Annotated in this window: 14 protein-coding genes and 1 pseudogene; 13 read left to right on the top strand and 2 right to left on the bottom strand. The window is 33.7% G+C overall.

All coding sequences use genetic code 11. The annotated features are described in order from the left end of the window. Positions 1-272 precede the first annotated feature (272 nt). From AC3EMB_RS16435 to AC3EMB_RS16420, 4 genes are all read left to right on the top strand, one after another. A complete protein-coding gene (locus AC3EMB_RS16435; RefSeq protein ID WP_000526189.1) occupies positions 273-626 on the top strand; it encodes an ArsR/SmtB family transcription factor in 354 nt (117 codons plus the stop codon). 1 nt (position 627) lies between these two features. After that, positions 628-1,068, top strand: coding sequence for a hypothetical protein (locus AC3EMB_RS16430; protein WP_000021461.1), 441 nt, complete (start codon positions 628-630; stop codon positions 1,066-1,068). 100 nt (positions 1,069-1,168) lie between these two features. Beyond that, on the top strand, positions 1,169-2,932 hold the full coding sequence (locus tag AC3EMB_RS16425; protein ID WP_029442866.1) for a SulP family inorganic anion transporter: 1,764 nt from the start codon (positions 1,169-1,171) through the stop codon (positions 2,930-2,932). Between the two features lie 263 nt (positions 2,933-3,195). Then, positions 3,196-3,537 (top strand): zinc ribbon domain-containing protein YjdM, encoded by a 342-nt coding sequence (locus tag AC3EMB_RS16420; RefSeq protein WP_000067658.1) that lies wholly within the window; start codon positions 3,196-3,198, stop codon positions 3,535-3,537. Between the two features lie 347 nt (positions 3,538-3,884). Here AC3EMB_RS16420 and AC3EMB_RS16415 read toward each other — a convergent pair. Beyond that, positions 3,885-4,019, bottom strand: a pseudogene (locus AC3EMB_RS16415) (VOC family protein); the annotation flags it as partial. Positions 4,020-4,502: 483 nt separating this feature from the next. Between AC3EMB_RS16415 and AC3EMB_RS16410 the strand changes: the two are divergent. From AC3EMB_RS16410 to AC3EMB_RS16385, 6 genes are all read left to right on the top strand, one after another. Next, positions 4,503-4,874 carry a DUF1304 domain-containing protein gene (locus tag AC3EMB_RS16410; RefSeq protein WP_000402473.1) on the top strand — a complete coding sequence of 124 codons (372 nt, stop codon included), beginning with the start codon at positions 4,503-4,505 and terminating at the stop codon, positions 4,872-4,874. Positions 4,875-5,389: 515 nt separating this feature from the next. Next, positions 5,390-5,905 carry a heme-degrading domain-containing protein gene (locus AC3EMB_RS16405; RefSeq protein ID WP_105559683.1) on the top strand — a complete coding sequence of 172 codons (516 nt, stop codon included), beginning with the start codon at positions 5,390-5,392 and terminating at the stop codon, positions 5,903-5,905. Between the two features lie 42 nt (positions 5,906-5,947). Next, the gene (locus AC3EMB_RS16400) at positions 5,948-6,421 is read left to right on the top strand and encodes a tautomerase family protein (RefSeq protein WP_488517148.1); all 474 of its coding nucleotides are present in this window, start codon (positions 5,948-5,950) and stop codon (positions 6,419-6,421) included. A 506-nt stretch (positions 6,422-6,927) separates the two neighbouring features. Next, positions 6,928-8,001, top strand: coding sequence for a WD40/YVTN/BNR-like repeat-containing protein (locus AC3EMB_RS16395; RefSeq protein WP_043938930.1), 1,074 nt, complete (start codon positions 6,928-6,930; stop codon positions 7,999-8,001). A gap of 388 nt (positions 8,002-8,389) precedes the next feature. Then, positions 8,390-8,989 (top strand): nitroreductase family protein, encoded by a 600-nt coding sequence (locus AC3EMB_RS16390; RefSeq protein ID WP_229132411.1) that lies wholly within the window; start codon positions 8,390-8,392, stop codon positions 8,987-8,989. A 674-nt stretch (positions 8,990-9,663) separates the two neighbouring features. Next, on the top strand, positions 9,664-10,458 hold the full coding sequence (locus AC3EMB_RS16385; RefSeq protein ID WP_000551091.1) for an SDR family NAD(P)-dependent oxidoreductase: 795 nt from the start codon (positions 9,664-9,666) through the stop codon (positions 10,456-10,458). Between the two features lie 253 nt (positions 10,459-10,711). On the opposite strand, the gene AC3EMB_RS16380 is transcribed toward AC3EMB_RS16385, so the two are convergent. Then, the gene (locus tag AC3EMB_RS16380; protein ID WP_459244930.1) at positions 10,712-11,707 is read right to left on the bottom strand and encodes a zinc-dependent alcohol dehydrogenase family protein; all 996 of its coding nucleotides are present in this window, start codon (positions 11,705-11,707) and stop codon (positions 10,712-10,714) included. A gap of 411 nt (positions 11,708-12,118) precedes the next feature. On the opposite strand from AC3EMB_RS16380, the gene AC3EMB_RS16375 reads away from it, so the two are divergent. From AC3EMB_RS16375 to AC3EMB_RS16365, 3 genes are all read left to right on the top strand, one after another. Then, positions 12,119-13,072, top strand: a complete 954-nt coding sequence (locus tag AC3EMB_RS16375) for an LLM class oxidoreductase (protein ID WP_488517147.1) — start codon at positions 12,119-12,121, stop codon at positions 13,070-13,072. Positions 13,073-13,085: 13 nt separating this feature from the next. Beyond that, the gene (locus AC3EMB_RS16370; protein ID WP_454500673.1) at positions 13,086-14,036 is read left to right on the top strand and encodes an NADP-dependent oxidoreductase; all 951 of its coding nucleotides are present in this window, start codon (positions 13,086-13,088) and stop codon (positions 14,034-14,036) included. Between the two features lie 92 nt (positions 14,037-14,128). Beyond that, positions 14,129-14,677 (top strand): glucose-6-phosphate dehydrogenase, encoded by a 549-nt coding sequence (locus tag AC3EMB_RS16365; RefSeq protein ID WP_377857882.1) that lies wholly within the window; start codon positions 14,129-14,131, stop codon positions 14,675-14,677. The last annotated feature ends 351 nt before the right edge of the window (positions 14,678-15,028 follow it).

The following is a 15,028-nucleotide window of genomic DNA, read 5'->3' as shown; positions in this document are numbered from 1 at the left end:
TACTCATCCAATATTATCAAGACCTAAAACAAAAAAATTTAAATATCAAGCGCCTAACGTATTATATATTCCTAATATGTTAGGCGCTTTTATTTTGGATAATAAATTTTGAACCTAAATTTGAATAGTATATTTCTCTATTTGATGCTTATTTAATATTGTAAAATTTGTATTGAAAATTCGAGGTTTTAAAAGTATCATATACATATTCAAACATTTGAAGATGTATATGATACTTTTTGAAATTGAGGAAAAGTAACGGAGGGATTTCAATGGGAAACGAAATGCAACAATTTAAAGCAGATTTCTTTAAAGCCTTAGCACACCCTTTGCGAATAGGTATCTTAGAATTATTGTCAGAAGGTGAAAAAAGCGTAAACGAAATTCAAGATATTCTAAATAAGGAAGGTTCAGCTGTTTCTCAGCAATTAAGTGTACTACGTTCAAAAAATATTGTTGTTGGTAGGAAAGATGGAAAAAGAGTTTTATATTCTTTACGAGACCCTATTATTGTGGATTTATTGGTGGTTGCACGGAAGATTTTTAACAACCATTTAATCGATACGATTTCAATGTTAGAAGAGCTAGATGGAGCAGAAAGTGAAATGATGGCTAAGGAGGGATAGGTTGAGTATTGAGGTTAAGAAAGAAGATATCATCCAACATGGAATTGAAACATTTCGCTCATTAGGAGCTCATTACGTTTGTGAAGTTTGTATAAAAAGTGGAAATTCTTGTTGTTTTTCATGCCAACATTTACAAGATGGAGTTGGATGTCGAAAAAGAAATACTGCTTGTACAGCTTGGTTATGTGGAATTCAAGGTTTTTTATTTGATCAAATAGGATTACTGGATGAATGGAATCGTTTTTGGAGTGAAATTCCAGGACAAATGTTTCGTAGAGATATTACTCCAGATAAGGTAAGGATTAGATCGTTTATTGATACAAAGAAGCTAGATAGTCGAGCCGGAGAACGTTTAGCAGAAAGATTGAAATCCTATGTACAACAAGGTGGAGATATAGGTGAATTGGAGTGTCATTTAAGTAAAACATATAGTAAATATTAGGGTGTTTTTTATTTTTGTGAAAAGGACAATTTTCTGTATAAGGGACCGAGAAATACATTTGTAATCCAGATCTATTAAAAATAGAAAAGAAGGGTTTGTAATGAGAAAGTTATTTACAGGAAGGTTTGAAGGATATTCATTAGCACATTTTCAAAAGGATCTTCTTTCAGGAATGATTGTTGGAGTTGTTGCGATTCCACTTGCTATGTCTTTTGCTATAGCCTCTGGTGTTAAGCCAGAGTATGGGATTTATACAACCTGTATTGCTGGAATACTCATTTCACTGTTTGGTGGTTCGAAGTATCAAATTGGAGGACCTACAGGTGCTTTTGTTCCGATTCTTTTAGGAGTTGTAATTACCTATGGATACGAAAATTTACTACTCGCGGGTTTGTTAGCTGGAATTATTTTATGTCTTATGGGAATCTTCAAACTAGGCTCTTTAATTAAGTTTATTCCACGTCCTGTAACAATTGGTTTTACTTCAGGTATTGCTGTTATTATCTTTACGGGACAAATTGCTAGTTTTTTAGGTTTAACAGGTATAAAAAAGCATGAGGAATTTCTAGCAAATTTGAAGGAACTCTTCACTCATATCAGTACTACCAATTTTTATAGTGTTATAACTGCTTTGATTTGCTTTTTTGTTATACTCATAACACCAAAGATTTTACCAAAAGTACCTGGTTCATTAGTAGGTGTTGTTATTTCAACTGTAATTGCAACTGTATTTTTCTCAGGTCATGTACCTACTATTGGTACAGCATATGGCACGATTACAAATACACTTCCTCAGTTTGATATACCAGAAATCACATTAGAACGTATAAAACAGTTAATTGGTCCTGCATTTGTTATTGCGATGCTCGGTGGAATTGAGTCGCTTTTATCCGCTGTCGTGGCAGATGGTATGACAAATAGTAAACACAACAGTAACAAAGAGCTTGTCGGTCAGGGGATTGCAAATATTGTTACCCCGTTATTTGGCGGAATTCCAGCGACTGGAGCAATTGCTCGTACAGCGACTAATATTAAGAGTGGGGCTGTATCTCCGATGTCGGGTATTATTCATGGGGGATTTGTGTTATTGACACTTTTACTGTTAGCTCCATATGCTTCACATATTCCTCTTGCTAGTATGGCTCCCATTTTAATGGTGGTAGCTTGGAATATGAGCGAACAAAAACATTTTTATCACATACTCAAAATGAAGACAGGAGATTCCCTTGTATTACTAGTAACATTTTTACTTACTGTATTTACTAGTTTAACAACAGCTGTGGAGATCGGTCTTATTTTAGCTGTTATTTTGTTTACAAAACGTATGAGTAATATGCTTGTTATATCTAAAGTGCTTCCTGATCATACAAAAAAGAATGAAAAATTGTTATCGCATGTGGTAAATAAAGCTCATGATTGTCCACAAATTAGTATTTATACAATAGAAGGCCCATTATTCTTTGGGGCTGCTCAAACATTTGAACAAAATATTTTAGCGACTATTCATTATAAACCTAAAGTTTTAATTTTACGTATGGGAAAAGTTCCTTTTATTGATACCACAGGAGAGTCTTACTTTAGGAATATTGTTCAGCACTTCAAAAAACAAGGTGGCGTACTTCTTATTTCTGGAATTCAATCAGAGCTAAAAGCCAATCTAGATAAGAATGGATTGTACGCTGAGATTGGGAAAGAAAACTTTTTTGATCATACAGGGGAAGCAATTAATTGTGCTTTAGGACATCTGAATACAAAAAAATGTATAGGGTGTAAGCATTTTGCTTTTCATGAGTGTACAGGGCTTTCTCAGCAATCGCAGGAAATCAATACAATAAAGAATAAAGTAAATGCATTAGATTTTTAAAAATTTCACTTCACATACAAAGTTTGTTTGATTTAATCTACTTTTTCATCATTTTATTAAAAAATAGAGAAGAAGAAAGTTTGCTTTGGAGAATGTGGAGAAGATTTTTTACAAGGTGTGAACAAGTAGTTTTTTTATACATTCAACAAATAAGTATCAAACAGTAAGAAGAGAATATTTTCCGTATATTTAAACGGAAAAGGGAAATTAAAAATAATATTTATTTAATAGAATACACGAAAACGAGTGGAGGAAATAAAAATATGTCTAATTTACCAAATTGTCCAAAATGTAATTCAGAATACACTTACGAAGATGGGAATCTTTTTGTTTGTCCAGAATGTGCTCATGAGTGGACTTTAGAATTAGAAGCTGAAAATAGTGAAGATACAAAAGTAATTAAAGATGCAAATGGAAATATTTTAAACGATGGTGATTCTGTAACAGTAATTAAAGATCTTAAAGTAAAAGGAACTTCATCAGTTGTAAAAATTGGTACAAAAGTAAAGAGTATCCGATTAGTTGATGGAGATCATGATATTGATTGTAAAATTGATGGTTTTGGAGCTATGAAATTAAAATCTGAATTTGTTAAAAAGGTATAAATACAATTTTGTTACATCAAAATTAGTTTGAAGTTAATGAATATACACTGTTTTTCAGCTGTACCCCGTGCCCAACAACTTAAGAATTTCGAATTACCTTGAAATGATAAAATGAACTTTTGGTTATGATTCAGCAGATTTTTTTGGGGAGTACCATGAAATTTTAGCTTGCTAGCAATATAGTACAGCCGAAATATTTGAAATAGCTATAAGACTATTCTTTCGATGGTATGATGAAAGATGTGGAAAAGGAATAGGTGTCAATCAGACCTCAATATTAACCTTCACTATTAGCAACAAAAAACCACCTCTCATAAAGGTGGTTTTTCAGTATTAATATATTTTAATTAGTCACGTCTAAATGGCCCTTTTGGAGCAATTAGCTCTAAATTAGTACCATCTGGATCGGGGAAGTAGGCAACTCCTGTACCAATTCCAGATTTCTAGCCATCTTCTTGAAAGATAATTGGTTCTCCATATGGGTGCTATCTTATGCCCATCAGGCTAACAAAATGGATTGTCTCTGAAACAAAAAAATGATTTTTATTACTATAAAAAACGTAAAGTATCTGTTTTTAGAAAAAATTAATTTTTATAAATTGATGGAGATATAACTCAATTCTTTTATATATTTAGTTAAATATGATTGTCAGAATAAACTTAAAGTAATTATGATTTCTAGAAATACGAACTGATGTTTTGAATTGGTTTAAAGTTGCTAGAACAAAATAAAACCAATTGAGCAAAAAAACTTGCAAAAATAAAAAGAGAGATGTATATTGATTGATGTATCAATAATTGATATATCAATTAATATTTTGACAAGAAAGAAAAGGAACATTTTATGAAGGAAATGTTCGTAAATATCAGTGGAGAAGAACGCAAAATACTTATTCATGTTCTATTACAGATGCAAAAAAATGTAGAGAATATTAAAGAATAGAGAGTGTAGGGGGCAGAATAGTGTGGAAATAATCGCAGCTATTTTAGTCGGGATCGTAGCATTAGAACATTTGTTTATCATGATCCTTGAAATGTTTTTTATTGATTCAAAAGTAGCGAAACGTGCTTTCAAATTACCGAAGCATTTAGAAGGAGATCGAAACGTAGCCATTATGTTTGCAAACCAAGGTTTATATAATGGATTTTTAGCGGCTGGTCTCATTTGGGGACTTGTACTTGGACTCAATCCAATTGGTTATATGGTCCAATTATTTTTCGTGATTTGTGTGGTGGTAGCAGCTATTTTCGGAGGTTTCACATCTAATAAATCAATTATTGTGAAACAAGGACTTCCAGCTGTTTTAGCACTGGTTGCCCTTTTATGTATGATATAGAATCAAAGTTTCTCAATAAAAGAACTCATTTTTGAAAAGAATACGCTATTCTTTCTTTAAAATTATAGGAAAGGATGGCGTTTTTGTATGTCTATTTCTATAAGTAGTGAATTATAACTATTCCCTCAAGGGACTCAACTGCTTTTCAGCTTTTGGATATATTTTCATCCATCTTTGTTTCCTCCTATTGTTGGATAGTGTAATAATTGATAAAAATTTTGATGAAATTGGATTATAACGATTGATCAAAAAAGTTAGTGATTAAAAATATTATTCTTTAGTACATACATTTTTAAGATGTTAAATATATTTCATAATAGTCTCTGTAAGATAGGGATAAGTAGAATAGCACTTTAAAGTGCGTACTTTTTATAACTTTGAATATCATTCATAATAGCACCAGTAAGAAGAAAACAAGCTTTACGGTACTACTAGTTACCAACGATGTTACAGCAGTTTATTTGGAATCAGATTGATTGAAAGGTTGTACTATATGGCCTAATAATTTCGAAAAAATGTCGGTGTGGCATAAAACAATTATGGAGGTTAAAGATATGAGTACTTCAAATTTGAATGAAATAAGTAAACAAATTTTAAAAGAGGAGGAAACGCTTCAATTTTCCTCTTTTACAAATGAAGATGCCTTGCAACTAGGTTTATTTATCGTTGAAACAGCAAAGCGAGAGGGGAAATTGATTGCTGTTGATATAACGAAAAATGGTGTGCAATTATTTCATTTCAAGATGACAGGGACAAATGCGGAAAATACGAAATGGATTGAGCGTAAAAAACGAGTCGTTTCCCTGCATGATCGTAGCTCGTATTATATGCAGATACAAAGTGAAATAACTGGAATTTCATATAATGAAAAATATCTTTTAGATACTTCGGAATATGCTGCGTTTGGTGGATGCTTTCCTATCAGGATAAAAAACGTAGGGGTTATTGGAATGATAACAGTTTCAGGATTACCACCAGAAGAAGATCACGAATTGGTAGTAAGAGCAGTTAAAAATCATTTGAACCAATAGTTGTAACTAGTCAATAGATAATTAATTTTAGGGGGCAATACTATGCCATTAATCGAGCTAAATACTTGGCCAACCATGTCAACAGAAGAAAAGAAGGAATTTATTTATAGTGTAACGGAACTTACAATAAAACTATTAAAAATTGTCCCTGACAAAATTCAAGTGTTGATAAAGGAACTTGAGAAAGAAAACTGGGGGAAAGCTGGGGCTGTAGCAAGTGATGCTACCTTTGCTGTGAAAAGTAGGGTGTCCGATTGGGAGACAAAAGAGTCTTACGATACACTAGGTCGTAACGTTAATGGAATGGCTATTATTAAGATTGATATATGGAATACATTTGATCAAGAGACAAAGGATAAGTGGGTAAACGAACTTACACAAGTAACATCTAAATATACTCATGCACCTTTGGATAAAGTGCTAATTCTTATTCGTGAAATGATTCCAGGGAACTGGGGACAAAGTGGTGTAACAGGAGCTAATGCAGATTTCCTTTCCAGAAGTCGTAAATTTTAATCGTTAAATAAAAAAGGCAAAAATGAACACATTTCTGTTCGTTTTTGCCTTTTTATTATTTGTCTGTGGTAATGAACATGATCCTTTATATGTTTAAGTAATGTCCTCTAAAGTTGCCTCTACGGGAAAAGTGTATTTCTTCATTGATTTCTATTCAATAAAATGTTTCTGTTTATATTATGACTTTTAAATTACTTTAGACGAGCTAAAGAACTGATTAACAGTATTAAAGTTTGACATAAAATAATGGATTCTATATTATATATGCTATAGCATGTAAATTGCGATTTATTTAGAGGTGGCATATGGACTTATATGAGTTAACAGGACATCTTGTTCATCATACGGATGTGAAGTTAACAAATTATATAATGTAAGTTTTTAATCACATATTGCTTATAAAATTTACCTTTTATATGCTATAGCACATAAATGTCACCTCTTAACTTGTAATGGTAAAGATTCAAATAATACAAGATATATTATGAAACGAGGAGATTTTAGTTATGGAAAAATTCATATTAGCGTTTGATAGAGAACTTGTAATTGCAGAAAAAAAAGACTCAACATGGAGCGTCCAATCGCAGTTTGTAGGTGCGAATCCAGTTGCGTTAGCTTCAGATCCATACGACCCAGAAAGAATGTATTGTGGTACTTTTGATAGGGGATTATGGAGAAGTAAAGATGGAGGAAGTTCATGGGAAGCAATTGGTGCGTTACCTTCATTTGGTGAAGTGTTCCCAGCTAATGCTATTCATATGAGAGCTATTACAGCAGTTTCTGTATCTCCAGCGAAGGGGGATGACGGTAACGGGATTGTATATGTAGGAACTGAACCGAGTGCAATGTTCGTATCCAAAAATGGAGGAGACAGTTTTGAGCTGCTAACAGATTATCGACAAATGCCATCATATTCATCATGGTTCTTTCCTCAAAGAACATATACACACCATGTAAAACATATTGAAATTGATGCTAATAATCCAGAAACTATTTATACGACTATTGAGGTAGGCGGATTAATTAAAAGTGTAGATGGAGGTAAGACATGGACTGAGGAAAAAGAGGGGAACTATCCTCAAGATATTCACATTCTTAAATCACATCGCAATGCCCCAAATCGTTTATACGGGGTGTTAGGTGATTCATTCTTGAAAGAACCAGGTCAAGAGTATGCGGAGAGTAATGATGGAGGTAAGACTTGGAACTATATGTGTAGTGGGCTAAAGCATCATTACGCATATCAAATGGCAGTTAACCCAAATGATCCAGAAAATATTATCATCGCGACATCTTCAAATCCACACGTAGCGCATGATTACAATAATGGAAATTGTGAATCATTTATTTATAAGAAAGAAAAAGATCAGCCTTGGGCAGAAATGAATGCAGGTTTACCAACTCCTAAAGGGGCAATCATACCAGTATTAAAGGCAACAAGTGATGGAACGTTTTATCTGTTTAGCAATAAAGGAGTGTATCAGTCAGTAGACGGTGGTTCAAATTGGACATCATTAGAGATTCCTTGGGAGAATAGATTTATGGAACAACATCCTTATGAGATGTTAATTATTAAATAAGTGACGGGTATAGTTTTTACTACTATTCATTGGTAATGTTTAGTTGAATTTAAATTAAAAATGTAAAAAGCCAGGTAATGTGTTATTCATACTACCTGGCTTTTTTGACCAGCAATTTAAGGTTATTTTCATATTTGTGTAAATATGAAACAAGCAGGATACATGAATAGAGAATGGGTAAAATAATACCGAATGATCACTAGATTGTATCAATGATGCTATAAGTGTTTTTTTAGGGAAACTGAAGCAAGAAGCAGTGGTTTAGATTCAGAATGACTAGCAATTGGTGTTATGGTGTTCGATGGTTCAAAAATGAACTCATTTCAACTCATATTCTCTTCGCAATGTATCATTTTGAAGAATATTAAAACTTAGGAGGAAATGAATTATGACAAAAGATTTCTATACTGCACTGAAAGAAAGACGTACTTACTACGGAATTAATAAAGAGGTAAAAGTATCAGATGAAAAAATTAAAGAAATTGTGGAGTTTGCTGTGAAATATACTCCATCAGCTTTCAATTCTCAAACTGCGCGATTAGTTGTATTATTTGGTGAAGCTCATGATAAATTATGGGATATTACAACTGAAACATTAAGAAAAGTAGTTGGAGATGGAGATTTCTCAGGAACGCAACAAAAAATGGATTCTTTTAAAGCTGGTTATGGAACAGTACTATTCTTTGAAGATGAGGCTATCGTTAAATCGCTTCAAGAAAAATTTGCTGCATATGCTGAAAACTTCCCAATTTGGTCACACCAAGCATCAGGTATGCACCAATTAGTCGTGTGGACAGGTTTAGAAGCAGAGGGATTAGGGGCATCTTTACAACATTATAATCCATTAATTGATGATGAAGTAAAAACAGAATGGAATGTTCCTGCTAATTGGAAACTGATTGCGCAAATGCCATTTGGTAATCCAACGGCTGCACCAGGAGAAAAAGAATTCCAACCACTTGAAGAGCGTGTGAAGTTTCATAAATAATAAACATTATTCATAAGGAATGAGTAAAAAGATTCTAGTTATGAATTCAATCACAAGTGTAACGATATACATTAAAAAAACACGAAGACATTTAAGTCTTCGTGTTTTTTTGATTCATTTTTGAAAGTGATAAAGGAGTATAATGGTTTTTAGTTAATTAGAATAAAAATAATCTTATAACTGTATGTAAGAATGTGTGATTTTACAACCTTTTCTATGATAGAAAAGGATACTACGTTAGTAAATGTAAAGGGTTAGAAATTATGGTTTATGGGTTACTTTTTTGTTCCTATGGAACTTTAAAGTGCGTAATTTTCTTTATCGTTAATATATATCATAATGGTATTTATTAGTTGGTTTTAGCGTTACTCTGTTGTTGATGTGATTTTTTAACATTACAATGATTAGAATCAGAATTATCGAGTAGATCTAAATGATGATAATTTCGATTTTTAATTCAGTACAGAGTCCAGTAGCTACATAATTTTCGTTTATCCCGCTATTTGCCGGGCAGTAAGACCCCCACTGATTAAAGTTTCACTTTATACTCTTTCGAAAAAAGGGTGGATCTGCTTATTTTCTGTTAAAGATAAGAGAAGTGAACCACAATATAAACGTAATTATTTATTCCAACGTAAGTCAATCATTTAGCACATGAATTTGGAGGGATCTATATGCATATGCAATTAAAAGGAAAAACAGCACTGGTTACTGGATCTACGGCAGGGATTGGAAAAGCAATTGCCACTTCATTAGTAGCGGAAGGAGCTACTGTACTTATTAATGGACGCCGTGAAGAAAATGTTAATCAAACGATAAACGAAATTCAAGCGCAGTATCCGGATGCTATCCTTCAACCCGTAGTAGCTGATTTAGGAACAGAAAAAGGGTGCCAAAATGTGATTGAAAAGTACCCTGAAGTAGACATTCTTATTAATAACTTAGGAATTTTTGAACCTGTAGAATATTTTGATATTCCTGATGAAGATTGGTTTAAATTGTTTGAAGTCAATATTATGAGTGGTGTTCGACTTACTCGCTCGTATTTAAAACAAATGATTGAAAGAAAAGAAGGAAGAGTCATCTTTATTGCTAGCGAAGCAGCTATTATGCCATCTCAAGAAATGGCTCACTATAGTGCGACTAAAACGATGCAACTCTCACTTTCTCGCAGTTTAGCTGAGCTGACGACAGGAACGAATGTGACTGTTAATACTATAATGCCTGGTTCGACTTTAACGGAAGGAGTGGAGACTATGTTAAATAGTCTTTATCCTAATGAGCAATTGACAATAGAAGAAGCTGAGAAGCGATTTATGAAAGAGAATCGACCAACCTCTATTATTCAAAGACTTATTCGACCAGAAGAAATTGCCAATCTTGTCACTTTCTTAAGCAGCCCACTTTCTTCAGCAATTAATGGTTCCGCGTTGCGAATAGACGGGGGATTAGTACGTAGTGTGTTTTAAAAAATTAAAAACAACATAATATTCTGTTGAAGGTAAAGATGGTAAGGCAAATGAGTTGTATTTTATCTATTAATGGAAATATACAAAAAGTAAATTGCGACATGCAAACAGCCGAATTTTCTACTATAAGAAAAATTCGGCTGTTATTTTTTACTTGTTGTAAAGGATGGAAAGCTTTTAAGGTTGTGGCACGCCTCTTAAGACAAAGATAAGGCGAAGCAATCCCGCTGTTATTTGTATTATTTAGTGAAAGTTACCAAACGTTTTTCAACACTATTTTCCCAATTGCTTTATTTGACTCCAAATATTCATGTGCTTGTGCAACTTCATCAAACGTAAAAGTTTTAGAATCTAGCAATGGTCGAAGGTGTCCTTCTTCTACTATTTGCGTTAGTTTAGTTAAAATTTCCCCGCAAGCGTCACGTTTATCTGTATGTAATATTTTTAACGCCATAAAAGTAACGTACAGAGAGAGTCCTTTTGCGTGTAAAGGAGAGAGGTCATGGGTTGAACGAGCTGCAATTGTTACGACAGTTCCGTTGACCGCAGCAGCTTCAAAAGAATGATCAAGATTCTTGCCGCCTACTGTATCAAATATAACTTCAAATCCGTTTCCGTTCGTATGTTTTTGTACATATTCTTGAACAGATTCTTCTTTATAATTAATAGCTATGTCGGCTCCTAGACGATGGGCGATGTCTATTTTGCTTTGCTGAGAAGCGGTTGTAAAAACTTTAGCGCCTGCCCATTTAGCTAGTTGAATGGCTACGTGTCCTACGCCACCAGTAGCTCCATGAATGAGAACATTTTGACCAGGTTTAATATTTGCACGATCAAATAAAGATTCCCAAGCTGTAATTGCAACTAATGGTAGAGCAGCTGCTTCTTCCATTGTTAAATTTTTAGGTTTGTGAGCAATTAATCGTGCATCAGCAAGCATAAATTCTGCAAGTGCACCTCCAGTTTCTTTAAAACCTCCGGCACATCCGTATACTTCATCCCCTGATTTGAATTTCGAAACACCTTCTCCTACTTCAATAACAATACCAGCTACATCGCCGTGTAATATAGCTGGAAACTCAGGAGCGACTGCTGAAACAGCGCCACTACGCATTTTTGTATCGATTGGATTTACACTTGTTGCTTTTACATCGATTAGAACATGACCTGGTAAAAGTTTTGGTTTTGAAACTTCTTCTAATTGAAATACAGATGAATCCCCAAAAGAATGGATAATTTGTGCTTTCATAGTTTATACCTCCTGTTTGTGGTTATAGCATAGCAAAGTACGAAAAATAAGTATAATATTTTGAATTTGGTTAGTGAGAATTTTATATAAAGAAGTGGAAAGTGCATGAAATGAAATAATGTAACGTACTTCTAAAAACTACTGTAAAGCTTTTTGAAGAAAGGGTAGATGTTATTTTTGCAGCATGATTTATTATTACTCACTTAGTATAGGTACTTTAAAGTGCCTACATCACTTTAAAGTACGTACTGTTATTCATGTTATGGCCGATTTATAATAACACTCGTAGCACAAAGAAAGTTATAACGATTACAATCGGCAACGATGTGGTGTTACAGTGTTGCTTATGAATTTTGAGAAGAAATATGAAAAGTATAGATTTATATGAATGAAGGAAAGTGAGTGAAACACATGGAAAAGTTTGCGAATCATTTTGGATATAATCGTATGTTTGCGAAAGATCAACTTACATTAGGAGTTCACATTCCGATTGAAAATTATCAGTTTCATGCTCCAACGATGGAAAAACAAGTAGAGTTAGTACAAAAAGCGGAACAATACGGTTTTACAGGTGTATGGCTTCGCGATGTATTACTGCAAGACCCTGATTTTGGTGATCCTGCAACAGGTCAAATTTACGATATGATGATTTATTTGACGTATTTAGCAAGCAAAACAGAGAAAATCGCATTTGGAACGTCGGCAACTGTATTGTCACTTCGTCATCCATTGCGTGTGGCGAAAGAAATTGCTACATTGGATCAACTATTTCCAGAAAGAATTATGCTTGGCGTTTCATCCGGTGACAGACGTGCTGATTTCAAGGCGTTAGGTGTTAGTCATGAAACACGAGGTGAAAAGTTTAGAGAAGCGTTTGCTTACTTGGAAGAAATTTTGTATAAAAACTTCCCGTCTATCCAGTCGACACTAGGAGAAGTTCATGGTGCGAATTTAGTTCCAAAACCGTCTAAACGTGTTCCAACCTTTATTACAGGTTTTAGTCAGCAAAATATGGACTGGTTCGCTGAACATGGAGATGGATGGATGTATTATCCACGTAGTCCAGTACATCAAGCGGGAGCAATTGGACAATGGAGAGAACTAGTAGAGGATTATCATCCAGATGTATTCAAACCATTTATACAACCGATGCATTTAGATTTATCTGAAGATCCAAATGAACGTCCTACACCGATCCGTTTAGGTTACCGTACAGGGCGTAAGGCACTAATTGAATTACTTGATATATATAAAAGTATTGGTGTGAATCATTTATTCCTTGCTCTATTTGATGGTCAACGTCCAGCTGACGAAGTATTGGATGAGCTAGGAGAAGAAGTACTACCTCATTTCCCAGCATTGTAAAGGAGTGTAAAGAATGAAAGCAATAGGACTTATGCAATATGGAGATAAAAGTGTACTACAAGAGATTGAAATGCAGAAACCGCTATTGGGAGACAACGATATACTGATTGAAGTATATGCAGCTGGTGTAAATCCTGTGGATTGGAAAATACGTGAGGGTTTACTTCAAGACGTAATTTCTTATGACTTCCCGCTCGTTTTAGGATGGGATGTTGCAGGTGTAGTTGCTGCTATAGGAAAAAACGTAACAGCATTTAAAGTGGGGGATGAAGTATATAGTCGTCCAGATATTGAACGAAATGGTACTTATGCAGAGTACGTGGCTGTAGATGAGAAGTATGTAGCGAAAAAACCGAGAAATCTATCTTTTGAGGAAGCAGCATCAATCCCTCTAGTAGGTTTGACAAGTTGGCAAAGTTTAGTGAAATTCGCTAATGTTCAAAAGGGTAATAAGGTTTTAATTCATGCTGGATCTGGCGGGATTGGTACGTTTGCTATTCAGCTAGCAAAAAGCTTCGGTGCACATGTTGCAACTACGACTAGTACGAAAAACATACAGTTTGTAAAGGATTTAGGCGCTGATACTGTCATTGATTACAAAACAGAAGATTTTTCTTTGCTTTTGCATAATTACAATATTGTATTTGATGTGTTAGGCGAGGATGTACTAAAGGATAGTTATAAAGTACTTGCACCAAATGGAAAGTTAGCGTCTATCTATGGTCCGAAAGGTATGGAAATTCCGCAAACTGAAATAGCAAGAGAGAAAAATATTCAGAGTGACCATATATTTACTGAACCTAACAGATATGAACTTTCTCTTATTACAGAATTAATTGAGGGCGGGAAGATTAAACCTGTTGTAACACATGTGTTGCCTTTACATGTAGAAGGCGTAAAAAAAGCACACCACATAAGTGAGTCAGAACGTGCTCTTGGCAAAATTGTATTGAAGAAACATTAGTAAAGTATGAGGTTTTAGAGACAATATTTTGCTAAGTAGCGAATGAGCTTATATATTCTATTCTAGCGATTGTTTTAAAAGGGAGAGAACAAATGGATTCAATGACATTTCTTTTATTCGGAGCGACAGGGGATTTAGCGAAACGCAAAATATACCCTGCTTTATACAAACTATTTAGTAATCAACATATACCGCAATCTATTTCAATTATCGGTATTGGCAGAAGGGTAATGTCAGATGTGGAATTTCAAACAAAGGTAGAACAATCCCTTGCTACATTTGCTAGAAGATCTACTAATGATGAATCAGGAGTAGAAGAATTTATTAGCACATTTCGTTATTGTCAAGTAAATACAGCGAATATAGAGGACTATCAAGATTTGTTGAGTCTTGTAAAGAGGCGTGAAACAGAATTAAACATTTCTGAAAACCGCATGTTTTACCTATCTGTTATACCAGAAGTGTTTGATATCGTTGCTTTGAATATTAAAGAGAGTGGATTGTGGGCTACAAAAGGGTTAAACCGTCTTATTATAGAGAAACCTTTTAGTCATCATGTAACGTCTACTCACGAGTTTAACGGAAAATTAATTGAATGTTTTGATGAAACTGATATTTATTATATCGATCATTATCTTTGAAAATGAATGGTAACTAGGAATAAACTTAGAAAAGTATTACGAAATAAATAATATTTAATTCAAGACATTTTTATTGACGATAATAATTTATGTGGTTAATATACTAGACATAAGATTATTTAATTACTAAAAGTAATCAAATATAAAATGTTTCGTTAAATTCTATAAATAAGTAAGTTGTAGTAGAAATGCTTTGAATTGCCACTATTAATATTGGGGACAATGAGAGAGCGAAAGGTATAAAAAGAATTGGAATTAGATAACTCTTTGTTTTTTATAAAAACAGGAAGTATAAGAGTATGAGCTTCTGTACAATTCATTTTTAGTATATTGACGAGGATTATACAACAA

The organism is Bacillus sp. LQ16, assembly GCF_057784645.1.
Note: the sequence above shows the minus strand (reverse complement) of the source record. Positions and strands in the feature narration are given on the sequence as shown.

What these genes read in the sequence shown, in the direction of transcription:
- AC3EMB_RS16435 (WP_000526189.1), top strand. Translation starts at nt 273, where the DNA reads ATGGGAAACGAAATGCAACAATTTAAAGCAGATTTCTTTAAAGCCTTA.
- AC3EMB_RS16425 (WP_029442866.1), top strand. Translation starts at nt 1,169, where the DNA reads ATGAGAAAGTTATTTACAGGAAGGTTTGAAGGATATTCATTAGCACAT.
- AC3EMB_RS16420 (WP_000067658.1), top strand. Translation starts at nt 3,196, where the DNA reads ATGTCTAATTTACCAAATTGTCCAAAATGTAATTCAGAATACACTTAC.
- AC3EMB_RS16405 (WP_105559683.1), top strand. Translation starts at nt 5,390, where the DNA reads ATGTCGGTGTGGCATAAAACAATTATGGAGGTTAAAGATATGAGTACT.
- AC3EMB_RS16400 (WP_488517148.1), top strand. Translation starts at nt 5,948, where the DNA reads ATGCCATTAATCGAGCTAAATACTTGGCCAACCATGTCAACAGAAGAA.
- AC3EMB_RS16395 (WP_043938930.1), top strand. Translation starts at nt 6,928, where the DNA reads ATGGAAAAATTCATATTAGCGTTTGATAGAGAACTTGTAATTGCAGAA.
- AC3EMB_RS16390 (WP_229132411.1), top strand. Translation starts at nt 8,390, where the DNA reads ATGACAAAAGATTTCTATACTGCACTGAAAGAAAGACGTACTTACTAC.
- AC3EMB_RS16385 (WP_000551091.1), top strand. Translation starts at nt 9,664, where the DNA reads ATGCATATGCAATTAAAAGGAAAAACAGCACTGGTTACTGGATCTACG.
- AC3EMB_RS16380 (WP_459244930.1), bottom strand. Translation starts at nt 11,707, where the DNA reads ATGAAAGCACAAATTATCCATTCTTTTGGGGATTCATCTGTATTTCAA.
- AC3EMB_RS16375 (WP_488517147.1), top strand. Translation starts at nt 12,119, where the DNA reads ATGGAAAAGTTTGCGAATCATTTTGGATATAATCGTATGTTTGCGAAA.
- AC3EMB_RS16370 (WP_454500673.1), top strand. Translation starts at nt 13,086, where the DNA reads ATGAAAGCAATAGGACTTATGCAATATGGAGATAAAAGTGTACTACAA.
- AC3EMB_RS16365 (WP_377857882.1), top strand. Translation starts at nt 14,129, where the DNA reads ATGGATTCAATGACATTTCTTTTATTCGGAGCGACAGGGGATTTAGCG.